This is a genomic window from Ruegeria sp. HKCCD6157, from assembly GCF_013110685.1.
Taxonomy (GTDB): Bacteria; Pseudomonadota; Alphaproteobacteria; order Rhodobacterales; family Rhodobacteraceae; genus Ruegeria.
Window position 1 is genome coordinate 1059646 of the sequence record NZ_WVRB01000001.1, and the last position, 14067, is coordinate 1073712.

The 14067-nt window shown below is 58.1% G+C and carries 15 protein-coding genes; 6 read left to right on the forward strand and 9 right to left on the reverse strand.

Annotated elements, in window-relative coordinates; genetic code table 11:
- Positions 1–38: 38 nt before the first annotated feature.
- The gene (locus tag GS612_RS04940; protein ID WP_171614395.1) at positions 39–581 is read right to left on the reverse strand and encodes a tetratricopeptide repeat protein; all 543 of its coding nucleotides are present in this window, start codon (positions 579–581) and stop codon (positions 39–41) included.
- A gap of 374 nt (positions 582–955) precedes the next feature.
- Positions 956–2260, reverse strand: coding sequence for an adenylosuccinate lyase (gene purB, locus GS612_RS04945; protein WP_171228076.1), 1305 nt, complete (start codon positions 2258–2260; stop codon positions 956–958).
- 88 nt (positions 2261–2348) lie between these two features.
- On the opposite strand from purB, the gene GS612_RS04950 reads away from it, so the two are divergent.
- The 3 genes from GS612_RS04950 to GS612_RS04960 all read left to right on the forward strand — a co-directional run bounded on the left by GS612_RS04950 (position 2349) and on the right by GS612_RS04960 (position 3757).
- Entirely contained in the window at positions 2349–2681 is a 333-nt protein-coding gene (locus GS612_RS04950) for a hypothetical protein (protein WP_171639267.1), read from the forward strand.
- A 174-nt stretch (positions 2682–2855) separates the two neighbouring features.
- On the forward strand, positions 2856–3416 hold the full coding sequence (locus GS612_RS04955; RefSeq protein WP_152458352.1) for a hypothetical protein: 561 nt from the start codon (positions 2856–2858) through the stop codon (positions 3414–3416).
- Between the two features lie 11 nt (positions 3417–3427).
- Positions 3428–3757 (forward strand): hypothetical protein, encoded by a 330-nt coding sequence (locus GS612_RS04960; protein ID WP_171167593.1) that lies wholly within the window; start codon positions 3428–3430, stop codon positions 3755–3757.
- Positions 3758–3787: 30 nt separating this feature from the next.
- Here the strand turns inward: GS612_RS04960 and GS612_RS04965 are convergent, their stop codons facing one another.
- Entirely contained in the window at positions 3788–5002 is a 1215-nt protein-coding gene (locus GS612_RS04965) for a bifunctional alpha/beta hydrolase/OsmC family protein (RefSeq protein ID WP_171639268.1), read from the reverse strand.
- Between the two features lie 274 nt (positions 5003–5276).
- Between GS612_RS04965 and GS612_RS04970 the strand changes: the two genes are divergently transcribed.
- Entirely contained in the window at positions 5277–5471 is a 195-nt protein-coding gene (locus tag GS612_RS04970) for a hypothetical protein (protein WP_171204975.1), read from the forward strand.
- 10 nt (positions 5472–5481) lie between these two features.
- Here GS612_RS04970 and dddP read toward each other — a convergent pair whose 3' ends face one another.
- Positions 5482–6825, reverse strand: coding sequence for a dimethylsulfonioproprionate lyase DddP (gene dddP, locus GS612_RS04975; RefSeq protein ID WP_171639269.1), 1344 nt, complete (start codon positions 6823–6825; stop codon positions 5482–5484).
- Positions 6826–6948: 123 nt separating this feature from the next.
- On the opposite strand from dddP, the gene GS612_RS04980 reads away from it, so the two are divergent.
- On the forward strand, positions 6949–7692 hold the full coding sequence (locus tag GS612_RS04980; protein ID WP_171639270.1) for a DUF3445 domain-containing protein: 744 nt from the start codon (positions 6949–6951) through the stop codon (positions 7690–7692).
- Positions 7693–7728: 36 nt separating this feature from the next.
- Here the strand turns inward: GS612_RS04980 and GS612_RS04985 are convergent, their stop codons facing one another.
- The 5 genes from GS612_RS04985 to GS612_RS05005 all read right to left on the reverse strand — a co-directional run bounded on the left by GS612_RS04985 (position 7729) and on the right by GS612_RS05005 (position 12253).
- Positions 7729–8640, reverse strand: coding sequence for a hypothetical protein (locus tag GS612_RS04985; protein WP_171614383.1), 912 nt, complete (start codon positions 8638–8640; stop codon positions 7729–7731).
- A gap of 197 nt (positions 8641–8837) precedes the next feature.
- A complete protein-coding gene (locus tag GS612_RS04990; protein WP_171204971.1) occupies positions 8838–9626 on the reverse strand; it encodes a lytic transglycosylase domain-containing protein in 789 nt (262 codons plus the stop codon).
- Between the two features lie 66 nt (positions 9627–9692).
- Positions 9693–10340, reverse strand: coding sequence for an MSMEG_1061 family FMN-dependent PPOX-type flavoprotein (locus tag GS612_RS04995; protein ID WP_171639271.1), 648 nt, complete (start codon positions 10338–10340; stop codon positions 9693–9695).
- Positions 10341–10466: 126 nt separating this feature from the next.
- On the reverse strand, positions 10467–11873 hold the full coding sequence (glnA, locus tag GS612_RS05000; RefSeq protein WP_152458343.1) for a type I glutamate--ammonia ligase: 1407 nt from the start codon (positions 11871–11873) through the stop codon (positions 10467–10469).
- Positions 11874–11914: 41 nt separating this feature from the next.
- Positions 11915–12253, reverse strand: a complete 339-nt coding sequence (locus tag GS612_RS05005) for a P-II family nitrogen regulator (RefSeq protein WP_152458342.1) — start codon at positions 12251–12253, stop codon at positions 11915–11917.
- A gap of 171 nt (positions 12254–12424) precedes the next feature.
- Here GS612_RS05005 and GS612_RS05010 point away from each other — a divergent pair, with 171 nt between their 5' ends.
- Positions 12425–14026: an NAD(P)H-hydrate dehydratase gene (locus tag GS612_RS05010; protein WP_171639272.1), complete on the forward strand. Its 1602-nt coding sequence runs from the start codon at positions 12425–12427 to the stop codon at positions 14024–14026.
- Positions 14027–14067 lie beyond the last annotated feature (41 nt).

Below are 14067 nucleotides of genomic sequence, written 5' to 3' on the forward strand. Positions count from 1 at the left end.
GGCAGATTAACGGGAGTTGGGTTAAATAACCCTGAAGCTCAGTAGCTGTAGGTCAACCCTGTCCGGATGGCCTCGCGCAGAGACGTCTCGGCCCAGGTCCCTTCGCCGCCGCGGGCCTTGATCTCGCGCCATTGCTCGATTGCCAGATCGGTTTTGCCTTCGGTTACAAAGCCTTGCGCCATGTAGCTGCGCGCCAGAAGATTGTCGGGATTGGCATTGATGGCATTCTGGTAAAAGACGTTCGCCAGCTCCAGCTCGCCCATCTTGCGGTAGGTAAAGCCCCAATAGGTCTGCACACGGTCGTCGTCCTGATCCATGATCCGCAGGATATCCTGCGCGTGCCCGTATTGCCCGTCATAGGCCAGTTCGCGGACGGCGTCGTAAAGCTGATTTTCCGACAGGTTGGTTTTGTTGGGTTTCACGCACCGGCCTCTGGCTTCGTCATAGACCCGACCGAACAAACATTTCTTGGTCGTATTCGTCGGTTTCGGCGGGCTGCTGCTGTCGCCGCCTGCGGCGTGGACCACCGGGGCAAAGGCGAAGGCCTGCAAAGCGAGGGCTGAAGCTAACAAAAGGCGCATATTCTTACTCCGTTCTCGGGGCTGCTCACAAAATCATAGTGCGATCTACAAAAAAGCTAACAGTGGAACGGTTGCTTTTATTCACAAGTCGGACAGAAATTCGTCAGCTGTTGACGGATTTCGCGCAGCTTTGCGTTTCAGTGTCCCAGGTTGTGCCGGGCGCGCAGGATTGCGTCTGTTTGGAATGCCCGCTGCACGCAAAGCTGGCAGATGCCACACAAACAAGTGCAAGTGAGCAAAGAACGGTACGGATCATGGTGCCTCTCCCCAAAAAATCATCCACAGAATAACCGATTTCGGGCGGTCTGGCAAAAAACAAGGCCCGGCCTGTGAAATGCAGACCGGGCCGTGGGAAGGCGGCGTCGAGACCTACGTTATTCGCCGAATACCCGGGCGAAGATCGTATCAACGTGTTTGGTGTGATAGCCGAGGTCGAATTTCTCTTCGATTTCTTCGGGGCTGAGCGCGGCAGTTACATCGGCGTCCGCCAGCAGTTCCTGTTTGAAATCGGTGCGGTGTTCCCAAACCTTCAGCGCGTTGCGCTGGACCATGGCATAGGCGTCCTCACGGCTGACCCCTGCCTGGGTCAGAGCCAGAAGAACACGCTGGCTCATGACAAGACCGGGAAATTTGTTCATGTTTTCCAGCATGTTTTCGGGGAAGATCAGCATCTTGTCGATCACACCGGTCAGACGGGCCAGCGCAAAATCCAGTGTAATCGTGGCATCTGGTCCGATCATGCGCTCGACCGAGGAATGCGAGATGTCGCGTTCATGCCAGAGCGCGACATTCTCCATTGCCGGGATCACTGCCGCGCGTACCATGCGGGCCAGCCCGGTCAGGTTCTCGGTCAGTACCGGGTTTTTCTTGTGCGGCATGGCAGACGAGCCTTTCTGGCCCATCGAGAAGAATTCCGCGCCCTCCAAAACCTCGGTCCGCTGCATGTGGCGGATTTCGATGGCGATGTTTTCGATGCTGCTGGCGATGACGCCAAGCGTCGCAAAGAAGGCCGCATGGCGATCACGCGGGATCACTTGGGTGCTGATCGGTTCGGGCACAAGGCCCAGTTTGTCACAGACATGTTCCTCGACGGCGGGATCGATATTGGCAAATGTTCCGACGGCGCCGCTGATGGCCCCAGTTGCGATTTCCGCACGGGCGTCACGCATACGGGACAGGTTGCGGTCCATCTCGGCATAGAACCGGGCAAAGGTCAGGCCCATTGTGGTGGGCTCTGCGTGGATACCGTGGCTGCGGCCGATGCGAACGGTGTCCTTGTGTTCAAACGCACGGCGCTTGAGCGCTGCCAAAAGCCCTTCGAGATCGGCGATCAGAAGGTCGGCCGCACGCGTCAGCTGGACGTTGAAGCAGGTGTCCAACACGTCCGAACTGGTCATGCCCTGGTGCACGAACCGGGCCTCTTCACTGCCGACATGTTCGGCGAGATGGGTCAGGAATGCGATGACGTCATGCTTGGTGACGGCTTCGATTTCGTCGATGCGGGCGACGTCGAATTCCACGTCCTTGGCTTTCCAAACGGCTTCTGCATTCTCGCGCGGGATCACGCCCAGATCGGCCATGGCATCGCAGGCATGCGCCTCGATTTCGTACCAGATGCGAAACTTCGTTTCGGGCGACCAGATGGCAACCATGTCAGGGCGGGAATAACGGGGAATCATTGGCGGCAGCACCTTTATGTGATTGGGATGAGGCGTTGGCGCGGGGTTTAGCCGCCTGTGCGCAAGGGAACAAGATGTGAGAGCAGGTATGAGACGGTTTGCCCTGATTTTCGCCCTTTGGCCGGGTGTTTTGACGGCCGGAGACTTCCAGAAACTGCCCGGAGAGGAAATCCTGTCAGCCTTGGCGGGCAAGAAGCTGGAATACGGCTCGGGTGTTTGGCAGGTTTTCGAAGCCAGCATGACCACGCAGTATTTTTCGGGCGGGCCCAGTGTCGGGCGCTGGGCGGTGAGAGGGGATCAATACTGCTCGACATGGCCACCTGCCGATTTGTGGGCCTGCTACGACGTCTGGCGAAAAGGGGACGCGATCCGTTTCGTTGATGATGCGGGCGGCCAGACCGTCGGGGTCTATGCGAAATAGAACTCATGTATTTGTATGAAAAACTGGGGCGTGATGCTTGCAAGAGCCAGACGACATGTGCGGGGAAGGGAAACACCTGAACGCGGTTTTCCTGGGTCTTTGCAACGCAGTGCTGGACAAGTCGCGCTTTCAGCGGTCAAGCTGAGGGCGAAGAAATCATCAGGTTATTGAGATATGCGTTTATTATCATCTCCAATTCTTGCCGCTTGCGCCGCTGTCTGGCTGGGTGGGGCAGGATCAGCACTGGCCGACACTCCGGTGACGTATACCGAGGATGGTCGCGCCCTGTTTCGGTTCGACGTGCCCGATTTCTGGGTGCTGCGCACTGGCGGCCCGCGTGAGATCGAAGACACCGGGTTGGATGATCCGCGTGCGGTGGCCCGAGTCATGGGGCTGCGCCCCGTAACGGACGACAACGTCTGGATGGGGTTTGTTTCACCTTCAGGGGTTGCAACCATTCAGGATGGGGTCCGCTACTTGCAGGACATCGACAAATTTCTGGTCAAAGACCCGACCCTTACCAGCACCAGCGACACCCGTATCGGCGGGTTGCCTGCCCGGGTGTTTCGGGGGACAGGGCGCCGGGATGGCAAGGGGGTGAACTTCACGGCCACTGTCATTGATTTGCCGCGCAACCGTGTCGCCATAGCTGTTGCCATCCTGCGGGACGGGGCAGACCCGGATTTCGCCGAAGATTTGAACGCCGTTTTCGCGTCGTTCCGGTCGCTTCTGTAAAGGGGGGCAAGATGCGCATTGGACTGATCAAACGGATTTCCCTCGCATTGGGGCTGGGGGCTGCAACTTTGACGTTGTCGGCCTGTGACGGCGTAACGGTCGGCGTTGGATACGGGTATGACCCGTTCTATGACTCGATGCTGTGGAACGATTACTATCGCGATGTCGATGTGAATGTTGATATCGACCGCCCGGACCGCCCAGATCGACCTGATCGGCCCGTGCGTCCCGAGCGCCCAAATCCGCCGGTTGCCAAACCTCCTGCACGGCCGCGACCCCCGGTGGCCCGGCCACCTGCCGCGCGGCCACCGATCCACCGCCCGGCACCACGCCGCAGATAATCAAAAGGCCGCCTGTCCGGCGGCCTTTTCTCAGGTAAGAAGTTCGGTCGTGATATGCGCCGAGCCTTCAAGTGTCCGGTGAACCGGGCATTTGTCTGCGATTTCCAGCAGGCGCTGTTTTTGTTCCTGATCAAGCGGGCCGCTCAGGCGGATTTTGCGGCGGAACTGATCCACTTTGCCCTCATTTGCCAAACCGGCATCCTGAGCATGAACTTTGTCATGGCAGACATCGACGCTGACACTGGTCAGCGGCCATTTTTTGCGGCGCGCATACATCCTTATCGTCATGGACGTGCAGGCGCCGAGGCCGGATGAGACAAAGCCATAAGGCGACATGCCCTTATCCGTGCCGCCATAAGAGGCAGGCTCATCTGCAACCGCATGATGGTGCGGACCGGCCTGAATATCCTGCATGAAGCCATTCGGATCCGCCTCTGTCACGCGAACGACACCTTCCGGCGCACCCGGGGGTGGCGCGGGGGGGCAAAGTTTCAGATAGCGCGAGACCCAAGCCGAGATGACATCCGCGGCATATTCAGCATCAGACGCCCGTGTGATCAGGTGATCGGCTTCGTCGAGGGTGACGAAGCTTTTTGGGTGCTTTGCAGCCAGAAAGATGGTGCTTGCGTTGTCGATACTGACCGTTTCGTCCCGAGGAGCGTGCAGGATCAGCAAAGCGGCCTTGAGATCAGCGATCGAGGCAGACAGGGCCGATCCCGCAATGTCATCCACGAACGCTTTGCCAATTCGAAACGGGCGCCCGCCCAAGGTGACCTCGGCGCTGCCCTCCTGTTCGATCTGGGGCAGGGCATCCTCGAAATGATGGGACACGTGGCCGGGATCCGCCGGTGCGCCCAAGGTGACCACGGCCTTGACCGTCGGAATTCCGGCACGCGCCCGCAAAACCGCCGCACCGCCAAGCGAGTGACCGATCAGAAGGGCAGGGGCCATGTTTCGTCCGGCCAGATATTGCGCGGCCGAGATCAGGTCCTCGACATTCGACGTGAAAGTCGTGTTGGCGAATTCTCCTTCGGAATGACCCAGGCCGGTAAAGTCGAACCGAAGCACTGCAATTCCCATGGCCGCCAGGCGGGCCGAAATGCGCCGGGCCGCAGGTATGTCCTTGGAACAGGTGAAGCAATGGGCAAACAGGGCCGTCGCAAGGACCGGACCATCCGGCAAATCCAGCCGCGCGGCCAATTGGCTGCCGTCATGTCCGGCAAAAGTGATGCGTTCCGTGGGCATGTCGGCTCCTTGAACGGTTCGGGGAAACATCCCCAATACTGTGGTCAAGCCCGCCGGGTCACAACCCTTATGTCAAACGCGTCACGGGAAGGTGAGAACCAAGCGAGCGTCTTGCAATCCGAAAGATGCCACGGGCGGTGACAGGCGTGGCCGCTAATTGGGGGTGTTTGGCGCTCCATCAATGTGTGTGATGCAAAGCCGAACAAACATTCGTTTCACTTATGTCGCAATCAGGCCCATCTACGGCCTACAGCAATTGATAAAGGAGAAGCAGATGGCACATGCAGACGCTGCCGCACACCTTCCAAAGATACTTCCCGGTACAGTCATGGCGATTGTTCTGGCTGGCCTCGTGGGTTTTGCCGTCGGGCAATCCCGGCCCGCAGTTTTCAGCGGGCCGCAGGCTCAGGCAAGTCCAACTGTCGAAGACTGGCACGGCAACGTGCGCCGGTCTCATTGGTCAGAATGAGGCGCCGGCCTCACTCGAGCCCCATCAACCGGGCATCGAAGGGGTATTTCGTCAGGTTTTCATATCCGTCTTCGGTTATGAGAACCTGATCCTCCAGCTTGATGCTGAAATCGCCACCCACTTCGCCCACGCAGGCTTCGACACACAAGACCATTCCGGGTTCCAGCGGATAATCGTAGGCCCCTTCAACCGCCTTGTCCGGATAAGCAACCAGCGGCCATTCATCGCAAAGGCCGACGCCGTGCATCAGGCAGCCATATTTCTGCGCCTGGAAATTCTCGTCCAGCCGGTGGGAATTTGCGGTCAGTTCGGGGATCATCACGCCGGGCTTGAGCATCTCCATATTGGTCATGATGTGTTCATGGGCGTGTTGCATGGCATAGATCATGTCCTCGCGCGGCTTCTGATCGCCGATCCACCAACTGCGGGAAATATCGATGCAAATCCCGTAAGATCCAATCAGGTCGGTGTCGAACGAGATGATCTCGTTCTGCTGGGTGATCCGCGGGCCGCATTCCTGAAACCATGGGTTGGTCCGCTGACCCGAAGCCAGCAGACGGGTTTCGATCCATTCACCGCCACGCCTGATGTTTTCGGCGTGAAGAACAGCCCAGATATCATCTTCCGAGGTCTTGCCGTCGCCGACATTGGCACGGGCAAACCGTTCCATTTCGGCAACCGCAGTTTCGCAGGCATGGCTGGCGCAGCGCATGGCCAGGATTTCGTCGGGCCCTTTGACGGCGCGGGTCTTCTCGGTCAGCTCTTCGCCTTCCATGATGTCGAACCCCTGCGCCTCGAGCGCGCGCAATCCGTGCAGCATGATCTTGTCGACGGCCAGGCGCATGTTGCCGCCGCCGTGTTCTTCGATCAGTACGCGTACTTCGTTCGAGAACACATCCGCGGCCACGTCAACCTTGTCGCCCCGGTCGAAGTAGAACAGGTCAGCGCCCGAGCGCTGCTCGCGCACAAGTGGGTTGAAGGTGCTGAGGAAGGGGGAGTTCTTGTAATCCCAGATCACCATATAGCCATCCGCGCACAGCAAAACCGCCCGAAACGGATTGTGGGTGTTCCACAGCTGCATATTCGTGCTGTCGGTGGCATAGCGGATATTCAGCGGGTCAAAAATCAGCAAGCCGCTATAGCCGCGGTCCACGATGGCCTGTGTCAGCCTCTTCCAGCGGTGTTCCCGCATCCGTGCCAGATTGGGAAGTTCCAGCCCCGCAGCGGCCCACTCGTCAAACGCAAGCTGCGTCGGACCAATCTCGATCCGGTCATTTTCGTTTGGCGTACCATCGCCCAATGTCGTGCCACGGCTGGGGTCAATCTTGCGCGCGTCTCGGTAGTGCTGGTTCATGGCTGGCCTCGTTGCTTGTTCCAATTACAATTCATCCGCCACAACCAATCGTCTGAGAAAAATGCGACGGCGAGGTTGTCGTTTTCGACCGACAAGAAAAGCTGCGCATGCTAAGCCCCCGGCATGACTCGTATTCTGCAAAACAAGATCCCGTATGATGTCGAAAACCCACGCGCTTTGCCGGGTATTCAACCGGCAACCATGGAAAACTGGCTGCGTCAGGATGAGGCTTTTGCCGACCAGATGCGGCGTCGCGAAGAAATTCTGGCTGAGCGGCGCGACGATGTTCTTGCGCTTGATCCTGGGGCCAAACCTGCCGCGCAAGAGTTGCTGGATCTGGTGCTGATGCAGACATATCCCACGGCCGGGGCAGAGGCCGCAAGGCCGGATGGCATATCCGTCGCGATCGACCGCGACCGACCGCTTGATACGCTGTGCAGGCTGGTGCAGGAGGACTTCTGCATTCTTCAGAAACGGGGAAATGAGCATGTTCTGACGGGTGCCATTCTGTGTTTTCCTGCCAGTTGGCGCTTGTCCGAGAAATTCATGCGGCCGCTGATTGATATCCACGTGCCCGTGGAAAGCTATGACGCCAATGTCGCGAAACGGGTACAGAGGCTGTTTGACGGTATTCAACCCGGTCGCCCGCTGTGGCGCTTCAACGCCCTGTGGTACGAAGACCCGGAGTTGTTCCAACCTCGCAGTGCCAGTGAGCCGCGCGAAATACGGGACCGGCGTCAGGCGTCTTATCTGCGAAGCGAGCGGCAGACGTTGTTGCGTTTGCCGAAAACCAACGCGGTCGTGTTTTCCATCCACACATACGTTCTGGCCGCAAACGCGATCCCAAAAACGGAAAACCCCGCCTGATGGCGGGGCCTCCTAGGAGGGTCTTCGATAATTCTTTTACATGCCCAAGGCACCCGCAACATCAGCCAACGCGTTGCTGGCGTTCAGCGCGACAATGGCGAATGTGAGCACAAGCACCTGTGTGTTCAGGCGGAAATCCTCGCCCCGGATCAGGTTGACTGCGGCCATCGATACGGCAATTGGCGCTGAAATGCTGGCCAAAACTCCGGTCATGCACCAACTACTAAGGCGCAGGATGTCGCTTGGCTTGTCATCATCATCCGCGATGGCCGCACCTGCGTCTATCTGGGTGGGCAGGTCTGCCTCGTCGCTTCGGAACGCGATGCTGAGCAATTGTTCGTCGGTCAGTTGAATTGGACGCGCGGCAGGAGAGTGTAGGGCAGTGATCGTGTCATCCTGTTCAGACTGCTGCATCCCGGCGAACTGTCCGGTCAGTGATTGAAAGATCTGCTTTCGATCCCGCGTTGTTCGGCTTGGTGTCAGGGTGTCAAAGGCGCTCATGAAGTGCTCGACTGTAAGAACCGTGTGCGGCGACAACCATTCAACCCGTCGGGTCGAACAGATATCGACCATGCGATACAGAGTGACCACCAGCATCAGTTCCGAAATCTCGGCGTCGTCCAAAAGTGGCGAGACTGGAGTAATTGTCAGCACCAACCTGTTTTGGGGATGCGACACGCGGGGCTTTGTTATGGTTTTCAACCCTGCGGCGCGATCCATGCGCTCGTAGCGGTCCTGCTGCCCGGAGGCGCCTGTATCCAGAGTCATCCGCACAAGATACTGGCTCGAGACGATGCTGGCCTCGGTCGCGCTGAGCAGGGCCTTGCGCTCGACCAGATGACCGTAGTCTTCCAGCGTCGTGGCAACGATGGATCCAAAGCGCTCTATTGCGCCGGTTGCGTCGCCATCAAATTGCAGGCCGCCATGGTAGCTGTGCTTCCGAGCCACTGCCCCGTCCTTTTCTGCGTTCTGTTATTCAAAGACTAGCACCCCATCTTGGAGAGAATTTGGCGAAAAATGCAAAAAAGTGAAATTTCCTAGCGATTGGTTACGCTTTGGAAACCAAGCAACTAAAGGCTTTTGTTTGTCACTGTGGCGGAAATGTGGCGAAATCAGGTGCGGCGCGTGGTGCCGGTGCGGCGGGGCTAATTGTCGATTCGGGCAGCCATTATTGCGATGGATTGCTGATAGACCGAGGCTGCATTCCACTGCTGCAAGACGCGAAAATTTGGTTCTCCGGGTTGATAACCGCGCCCCGGTTTCCACCCCTTCTTGCGAAGAAAATTGGCGGTTGAGGCCAGTGCATCCGTCATGTTGTAGAAGTCCACGCGCCGGTCGCCCGTAGCATCGACACCATAGGTCAGGGCGTTGCCGGGCAGGAATTGCGTGTGGCCCAGTTCGCCATGTTTTGCCCCTTTTGTCGCCATTGTGATACTGCCCATGTCGACCAGTTTCAGTGCCCCAATTGCGTGGGGAATAAAGAACTCTGAACGGCGACAATCATAGGCCAGTGTTGTGATTGCGGAAACAACCTGACTGTCGCCCATGAAATTGCCAAAGCCGGTTTCCATGCCGTGAATGGCGATCAGAACGCCCGCAGGAACACCATATTGCCGCTCAAAGGCGGCATAATAGTTCGGGTTGGCGGCTTTGCGTTTGCGCCCCTGTGCGACAATAGTATCGGCCCCTCGGACACGCATGAATTTGTCCAGCGAGTATTTGAAGCTTTTTTGATTGCGGTCCGCGGCGATGGTGCGCGTGGCATATTGTGTCTGGGACAGCGCTTGCAGACCTTTCTTTTTCACTCCCGCCTTGCGGGCCTGTTTGGCAAAATCGGCCTTCCACGCCTCAAATCCTGCGCTGGTGTTGCCACAGGGTGCGGCCAGAACCGGGGACGTCAGGGAAAGGGCAAGAATGGTGGCAAGGCGAAACATGGGCGTAATCCGATGGAATTGAAATCTGCGGTTAGCCTAGCGTGGGCTGCGTCTTGGGCAAAGCGGTTAATAAAGGTCCAACTCGCCCTTTTTCCTGAGCGTTTCGAACCATTCCTCAGGCGTGGCATTGATGTGGGCGTGTTTCACCATCATCGCATTCATGTTTGGCAGATGGGTCGAATCCGGCCAGTCTTTGGGTTGCCACAGATGTGCGCGGATTACACATTTGGGACAATGTGCAAATGCTGTCTCGACATGGATGAGCAGCGCCAGTTTGGGCGGGTGCCCGTCAATGGCCATGGTTTCAAGCAAACGGGGGTCTGCACAGATGCGGGCCGTGCCGCGAATACGAAGCGTTTCCATCTTGCCGGGAACAAAGAACAGGACGCTGACGCGCGGATCCTTGAGAACATTGTGAAACGTATCCACGCGTTTGTTTCCCGGCCGATCCGGGATCGCGATCAGGGTATCGGACAGCACCTGAACAAAGCCGGGCGGGTCGCCACGGGGTGAAACATCAAGATGCCCATCCGTGTTGGCCGAAGCGATCAGGCAAAAGGGCGAGGTCGCTATGAAATCGCGACACATCTGATCGAGTGAAGACACCTCCTTGGCAGTGATCTGTGGCAGCGGATGGCCAGAGATCCTCCTCAGCTCCTGTTCGGATGTCACAAGGTTTGTGAATTTCGAGAAAGGTGAGGTATCGCAAGGCATGCTGTCGTCTCCGGCCGGGCGTGTTCTCACCAGTTTGTTGGATCAAGGGCGGCGCGTCAAACCGTGTGGGCAGAAATGACAAGGGCGCCCGAAGGGGCGCCCTGCCAAATCATTTCCGTACTCAGCTTAGCAGCTGTAGTACATGCCGTACTCCACCGGGTGCGGCGTGTGCTCGTAGGTTTCCACCTCTTCCATCTTAAGTGCGATGTAACCGTCGATCTGGTCTTTGGTGAACACATCGCCCTGAAGCAGGAAGTCGTGATCGGATGCCAGAGCTTCCAGAGCCTCACGCAGGCTGCCGCAGACGGTCGGGATGTCGGCCAGTTCCTCGGCGGGCAAGTCGTACAGGTTCTTGTCCATCGCCTCGCCGGGGTTGATCTTGTTCTTGATACCGTCCAGGCCAGCCATAAGCAGGGCGGCAAACGCCAGATAGGGGTTGGATGACGGATCGGGGAACCGCGCCTCGACACGTTTGGCTTTGGGGCTTTCAGTCCATGGGATACGCACACAACCCGAACGGTTACGTGCCGAATAGGCTCGCAGAACGGGGGCTTCAAACCCGGGGATCAAGCGCTTGTAGCTGTTGGTCGACGGGTTGGTGAAAGCGTTCAGGGTCTTGGCGTGTTTCAGGATGCCGCCGATGAAGTACAGCGCTTCGTCCGACAAGTCGGCATATTTGTCGCCAGCGAACAGCGGCTTGCCATCTTTCCAGATCGACATGTTCACGTGCATGCCGGTGCCGTTGTCACCTGCGACCGGCTTGGGCATGAAAGTGGCCGATTTGCCGTAGGCGTGTGCTACGTTGTGGATGACGTACTTGTATTTTTGCAGCTCATCGGCCTGCTTGGTCAGGCTGTCAAAGACAAGACCCAGCTCGTGCTGGCACGAGGCCACTTCGTGGTGGTGCTTGTCGACCTTCATGCCCAGACGTTTCATGGTCGACAGCATTTCCGAACGCAGGTCCTGCGCTTCGTCGATGGGGTTGACAGGGAAGTAGCCGCCCTTGACGCCCGGACGGTGGCCCATGTTGCCCATCTCGTATTCGGTGTCGGTGTTCCACGACGCATCCGTTGCATCAACTTCGAAAGATACTTTATTGATACTGTTGGAAAAACGAACGTCATCGAACAGGAAGAATTCAGCTTCGGGACCCATATAGGCAACGTCACCGATACCGCTGGACTTCAGGTAGGCTTCGGCTTTCTGCGCGGTTCCGCGCGGGTCGCGACCATAGGCTTCACCGGTGTCGGGCTCAACGATCGAGCAGTGCAGACACAGTGTCTTCTCCGCATAGAACGGGTCGATGTAAGCCGAAGTCGTGTCGGCGATCAGTTTCATGTCCGAGTTTTCGATCGATTTCCAGCCTGCAATGGACGAGCCGTCAAACATGAAGCCTTCTTCCAGGAAGTCTTCGTCGACCAGATCGACGTCCACCGTGACGTGCTGTAGTTTGCCGCGCACGTCGGTGAAGCGGATGTCGACATATGCGACGTCTTCTTCGCGGATTGTATTGAGAACTGCGTCTGCGCTCATTCCCTTGGTCCTTCTGATAGATGTGTCAGTAATGTTGTGAGTTAGAGTGCTTCCGAGCCGGTCTCGCCGGTCCGGATGCGAATGGCTTGGTCGACGGGCGAGACGAAAATCTTGCCGTCTCCGATCTTGTCGGTTTTGGCGGCCGATACGATGGCTTCGATCGCGGCGTCGACCTGGTCGTCGTCCAATACGACCTCGACCTTTACCTTGGGCAGAAAATCGACGACATATTCCGCGCCGCGATACAATTCGGTATGGCCTTTCTGGCGACCGAAACCCTTGACCTCGATGACGCTGAGGCCCTGGACGCCCACATCCTGCAATGCCTCTTTCACTTCGTCCAGTTTGAACGGCTTGATGATCGCTTCGATCTTTTTCATCCCGGCTCACCTTGAATGGTTGTCTCAGGGGCAGTGATCACGTCTAAGATCGGGCGGCAATGTGATTGCGATATCGTGCGGGTCGGGGTGCTTTGAAAAACGGCTGTATGCTATTTTTTGAGCGACTTGCACAAAAAGTAATCAAAATTGAATCGAGCAAGGGGTGAAAGGATGGAATTGCTGACAGCGGCACAGATGCGGGCCATTGAGCAGGCCGCCATCAAGTCTGGTGACGTGACCGGTCTGGAGCTGATGGAGCGGGCCGGGCGGGGTGTTGTTGACGCGATTTTCGAAGAATGGCCCGTGTTGGACAGGCGAGGGGCCAGCCCCTCGCGCTCCCCGGGATATTTAGGGCCAGATGAAGAGGGCCCGCTGCGCGCAGTGGTGCTGTGCGGACCGGGCAACAATGGGGGTGACGGGTTTGTCGTGGCGCGGCTTTTGCAGAAGCAGGGGTGGGCGGTTGAGGTGTTCCTTTATGGAGACCCGGAAAAGCTGCCTCCGGATGCGCGGGTGAATTATGAGAAATGGGGGGCAAAGAACGAGGTTCGCGTCTTCGCTTTCGACTCCGCCCCGTTGGCGGATGATGTTCTTGGGTTTCCAAAGAGCATTGATCTGGTTGTCGACGGGGTTTTTGGCACGGGTCTCACCCGGCCATTTGCAGGGGCGTTCTCCATGCTGGCCAATGCGCCGGTCAGAGACCTGCTGCGAGAGCGAGGCGTAAAGGTCGTTTCAATTGACGCGCCAAGCGGCCTGTGCGCCGACAGCGGTCGCATTCTTGGTCAGGCGATTGTTGCGGACATGACGGTGACGTTTCACAGCAAAAAGCTTGGGCATGTTCTGTGCGATGGTCCGGTGACCTGCGGGGCGGTCCGAACCAAGTCGATCGGGCTTGAAACACTGGAAGACGGTCAGATCGTTCACACGACCCAGGCTGACGGGGTGAAGCTGTCGAAAGGTTCGGTTGGCCACAAATACTCACATGGTCATGCTTTGATCCTGTCCGGGGGCTCGGGCAAAACAGGGGCCGCGCGTTTGGCGGCGCGGGGGGCTTTGCGGGTTGGAGCGGGGCTGGTGACGCTGGGCGTGCCGCCGTCTGCGCAGATGGAGGTGGCCAGCCAGATCACGGCCCTCATGTTGCAGCGGGTTGATGGGGCTGATCGAATAACTGAAATACTTGAGGATACGCGCCTGAATGCGCTCTGTCTGGGGCCTGCGCTGGGATTCGAGCGGGCGCAGGCGCTGGTGCCGATGGCGTTGGCTGCGCGGCGGGCGACCGTGTTGGATGCGGATGCTTTGTCAGCTTTTGCAGAGGATCCCGGCGCCCTGATCGCGCGATTGCACGACAAATGCGTACTGACACCGCATGGCGGGGAATTTGCTCGGGTATTCCCGGACATCGCCGCGCAGATGAACGCGCAACCGGTCAAGGGTCCTACGTTTTCCAAGGTGGACGCAACGCGTGCTGCCGCAAAACGGGCTGGGTGCGTGGTTCTGTTCAAGGGCCCGGACACGGTGATCGCTGTGCCGGATGGGCGGTGCGTGGTCAACTTGGCCGTATACGAAAGAGCGGCCCCCTGGTTGGCGACGGCCGGGTCCGGCGATGTGCTGGCCGGGTTCATCGCAGGATTGTTGGCGCGAGGTTTGGCACCGATGCAGGCGGCGGGAACCGCGGCGTGGCTGCATGTGGAATGTGCGCGCCAGTTCGGGCCGGGTTTGATCGCGGAAGATTTGCCGGAACAAGTGCCGGAGGTTTTTAGAAAATTGAATATTTGAGTTTGTTGGGCGTGGAACGGCTCAATTTACGGCGAGTCGGC

Bases quoted from the DNA above. Each gene is read 5' to 3' on its own strand.
- GS612_RS04940 (WP_171614395.1), bottom strand. From the start codon at position 581: ATGCGCCTTTTGTTAGCTTCAGCCCTCGCTTTGCAGGCCTTCGCCTTT.
- purB (WP_171228076.1), bottom strand. From the start codon at position 2,260: ATGATTCCCCGTTATTCCCGCCCTGACATGGTTGCCATCTGGTCGCCC.
- GS612_RS04950 (WP_171639267.1), top strand. From the start codon at position 2,349: ATGAGACGGTTTGCCCTGATTTTCGCCCTTTGGCCGGGTGTTTTGACG.
- GS612_RS04955 (WP_152458352.1), top strand. From the start codon at position 2,856: ATGCGTTTATTATCATCTCCAATTCTTGCCGCTTGCGCCGCTGTCTGG.
- GS612_RS04960 (WP_171167593.1), top strand. From the start codon at position 3,428: ATGCGCATTGGACTGATCAAACGGATTTCCCTCGCATTGGGGCTGGGG.
- GS612_RS04965 (WP_171639268.1), bottom strand. From the start codon at position 5,002: ATGCCCACGGAACGCATCACTTTTGCCGGACATGACGGCAGCCAATTG.
- GS612_RS04970 (WP_171204975.1), top strand. From the start codon at position 5,277: ATGGCACATGCAGACGCTGCCGCACACCTTCCAAAGATACTTCCCGGT.
- dddP (WP_171639269.1), bottom strand. From the start codon at position 6,825: ATGAACCAGCACTACCGAGACGCGCGCAAGATTGACCCCAGCCGTGGC.
- GS612_RS04980 (WP_171639270.1), top strand. From the start codon at position 6,949: ATGACTCGTATTCTGCAAAACAAGATCCCGTATGATGTCGAAAACCCA.
- GS612_RS04990 (WP_171204971.1), bottom strand. From the start codon at position 9,626: ATGTTTCGCCTTGCCACCATTCTTGCCCTTTCCCTGACGTCCCCGGTT.
- GS612_RS04995 (WP_171639271.1), bottom strand. From the start codon at position 10,340: ATGCCTTGCGATACCTCACCTTTCTCGAAATTCACAAACCTTGTGACA.
- glnA (WP_152458343.1), bottom strand. From the start codon at position 11,873: ATGAGCGCAGACGCAGTTCTCAATACAATCCGCGAAGAAGACGTCGCA.
- GS612_RS05005 (WP_152458342.1), bottom strand. From the start codon at position 12,253: ATGAAAAAGATCGAAGCGATCATCAAGCCGTTCAAACTGGACGAAGTG.
- GS612_RS05010 (WP_171639272.1), top strand. From the start codon at position 12,425: ATGGAATTGCTGACAGCGGCACAGATGCGGGCCATTGAGCAGGCCGCC.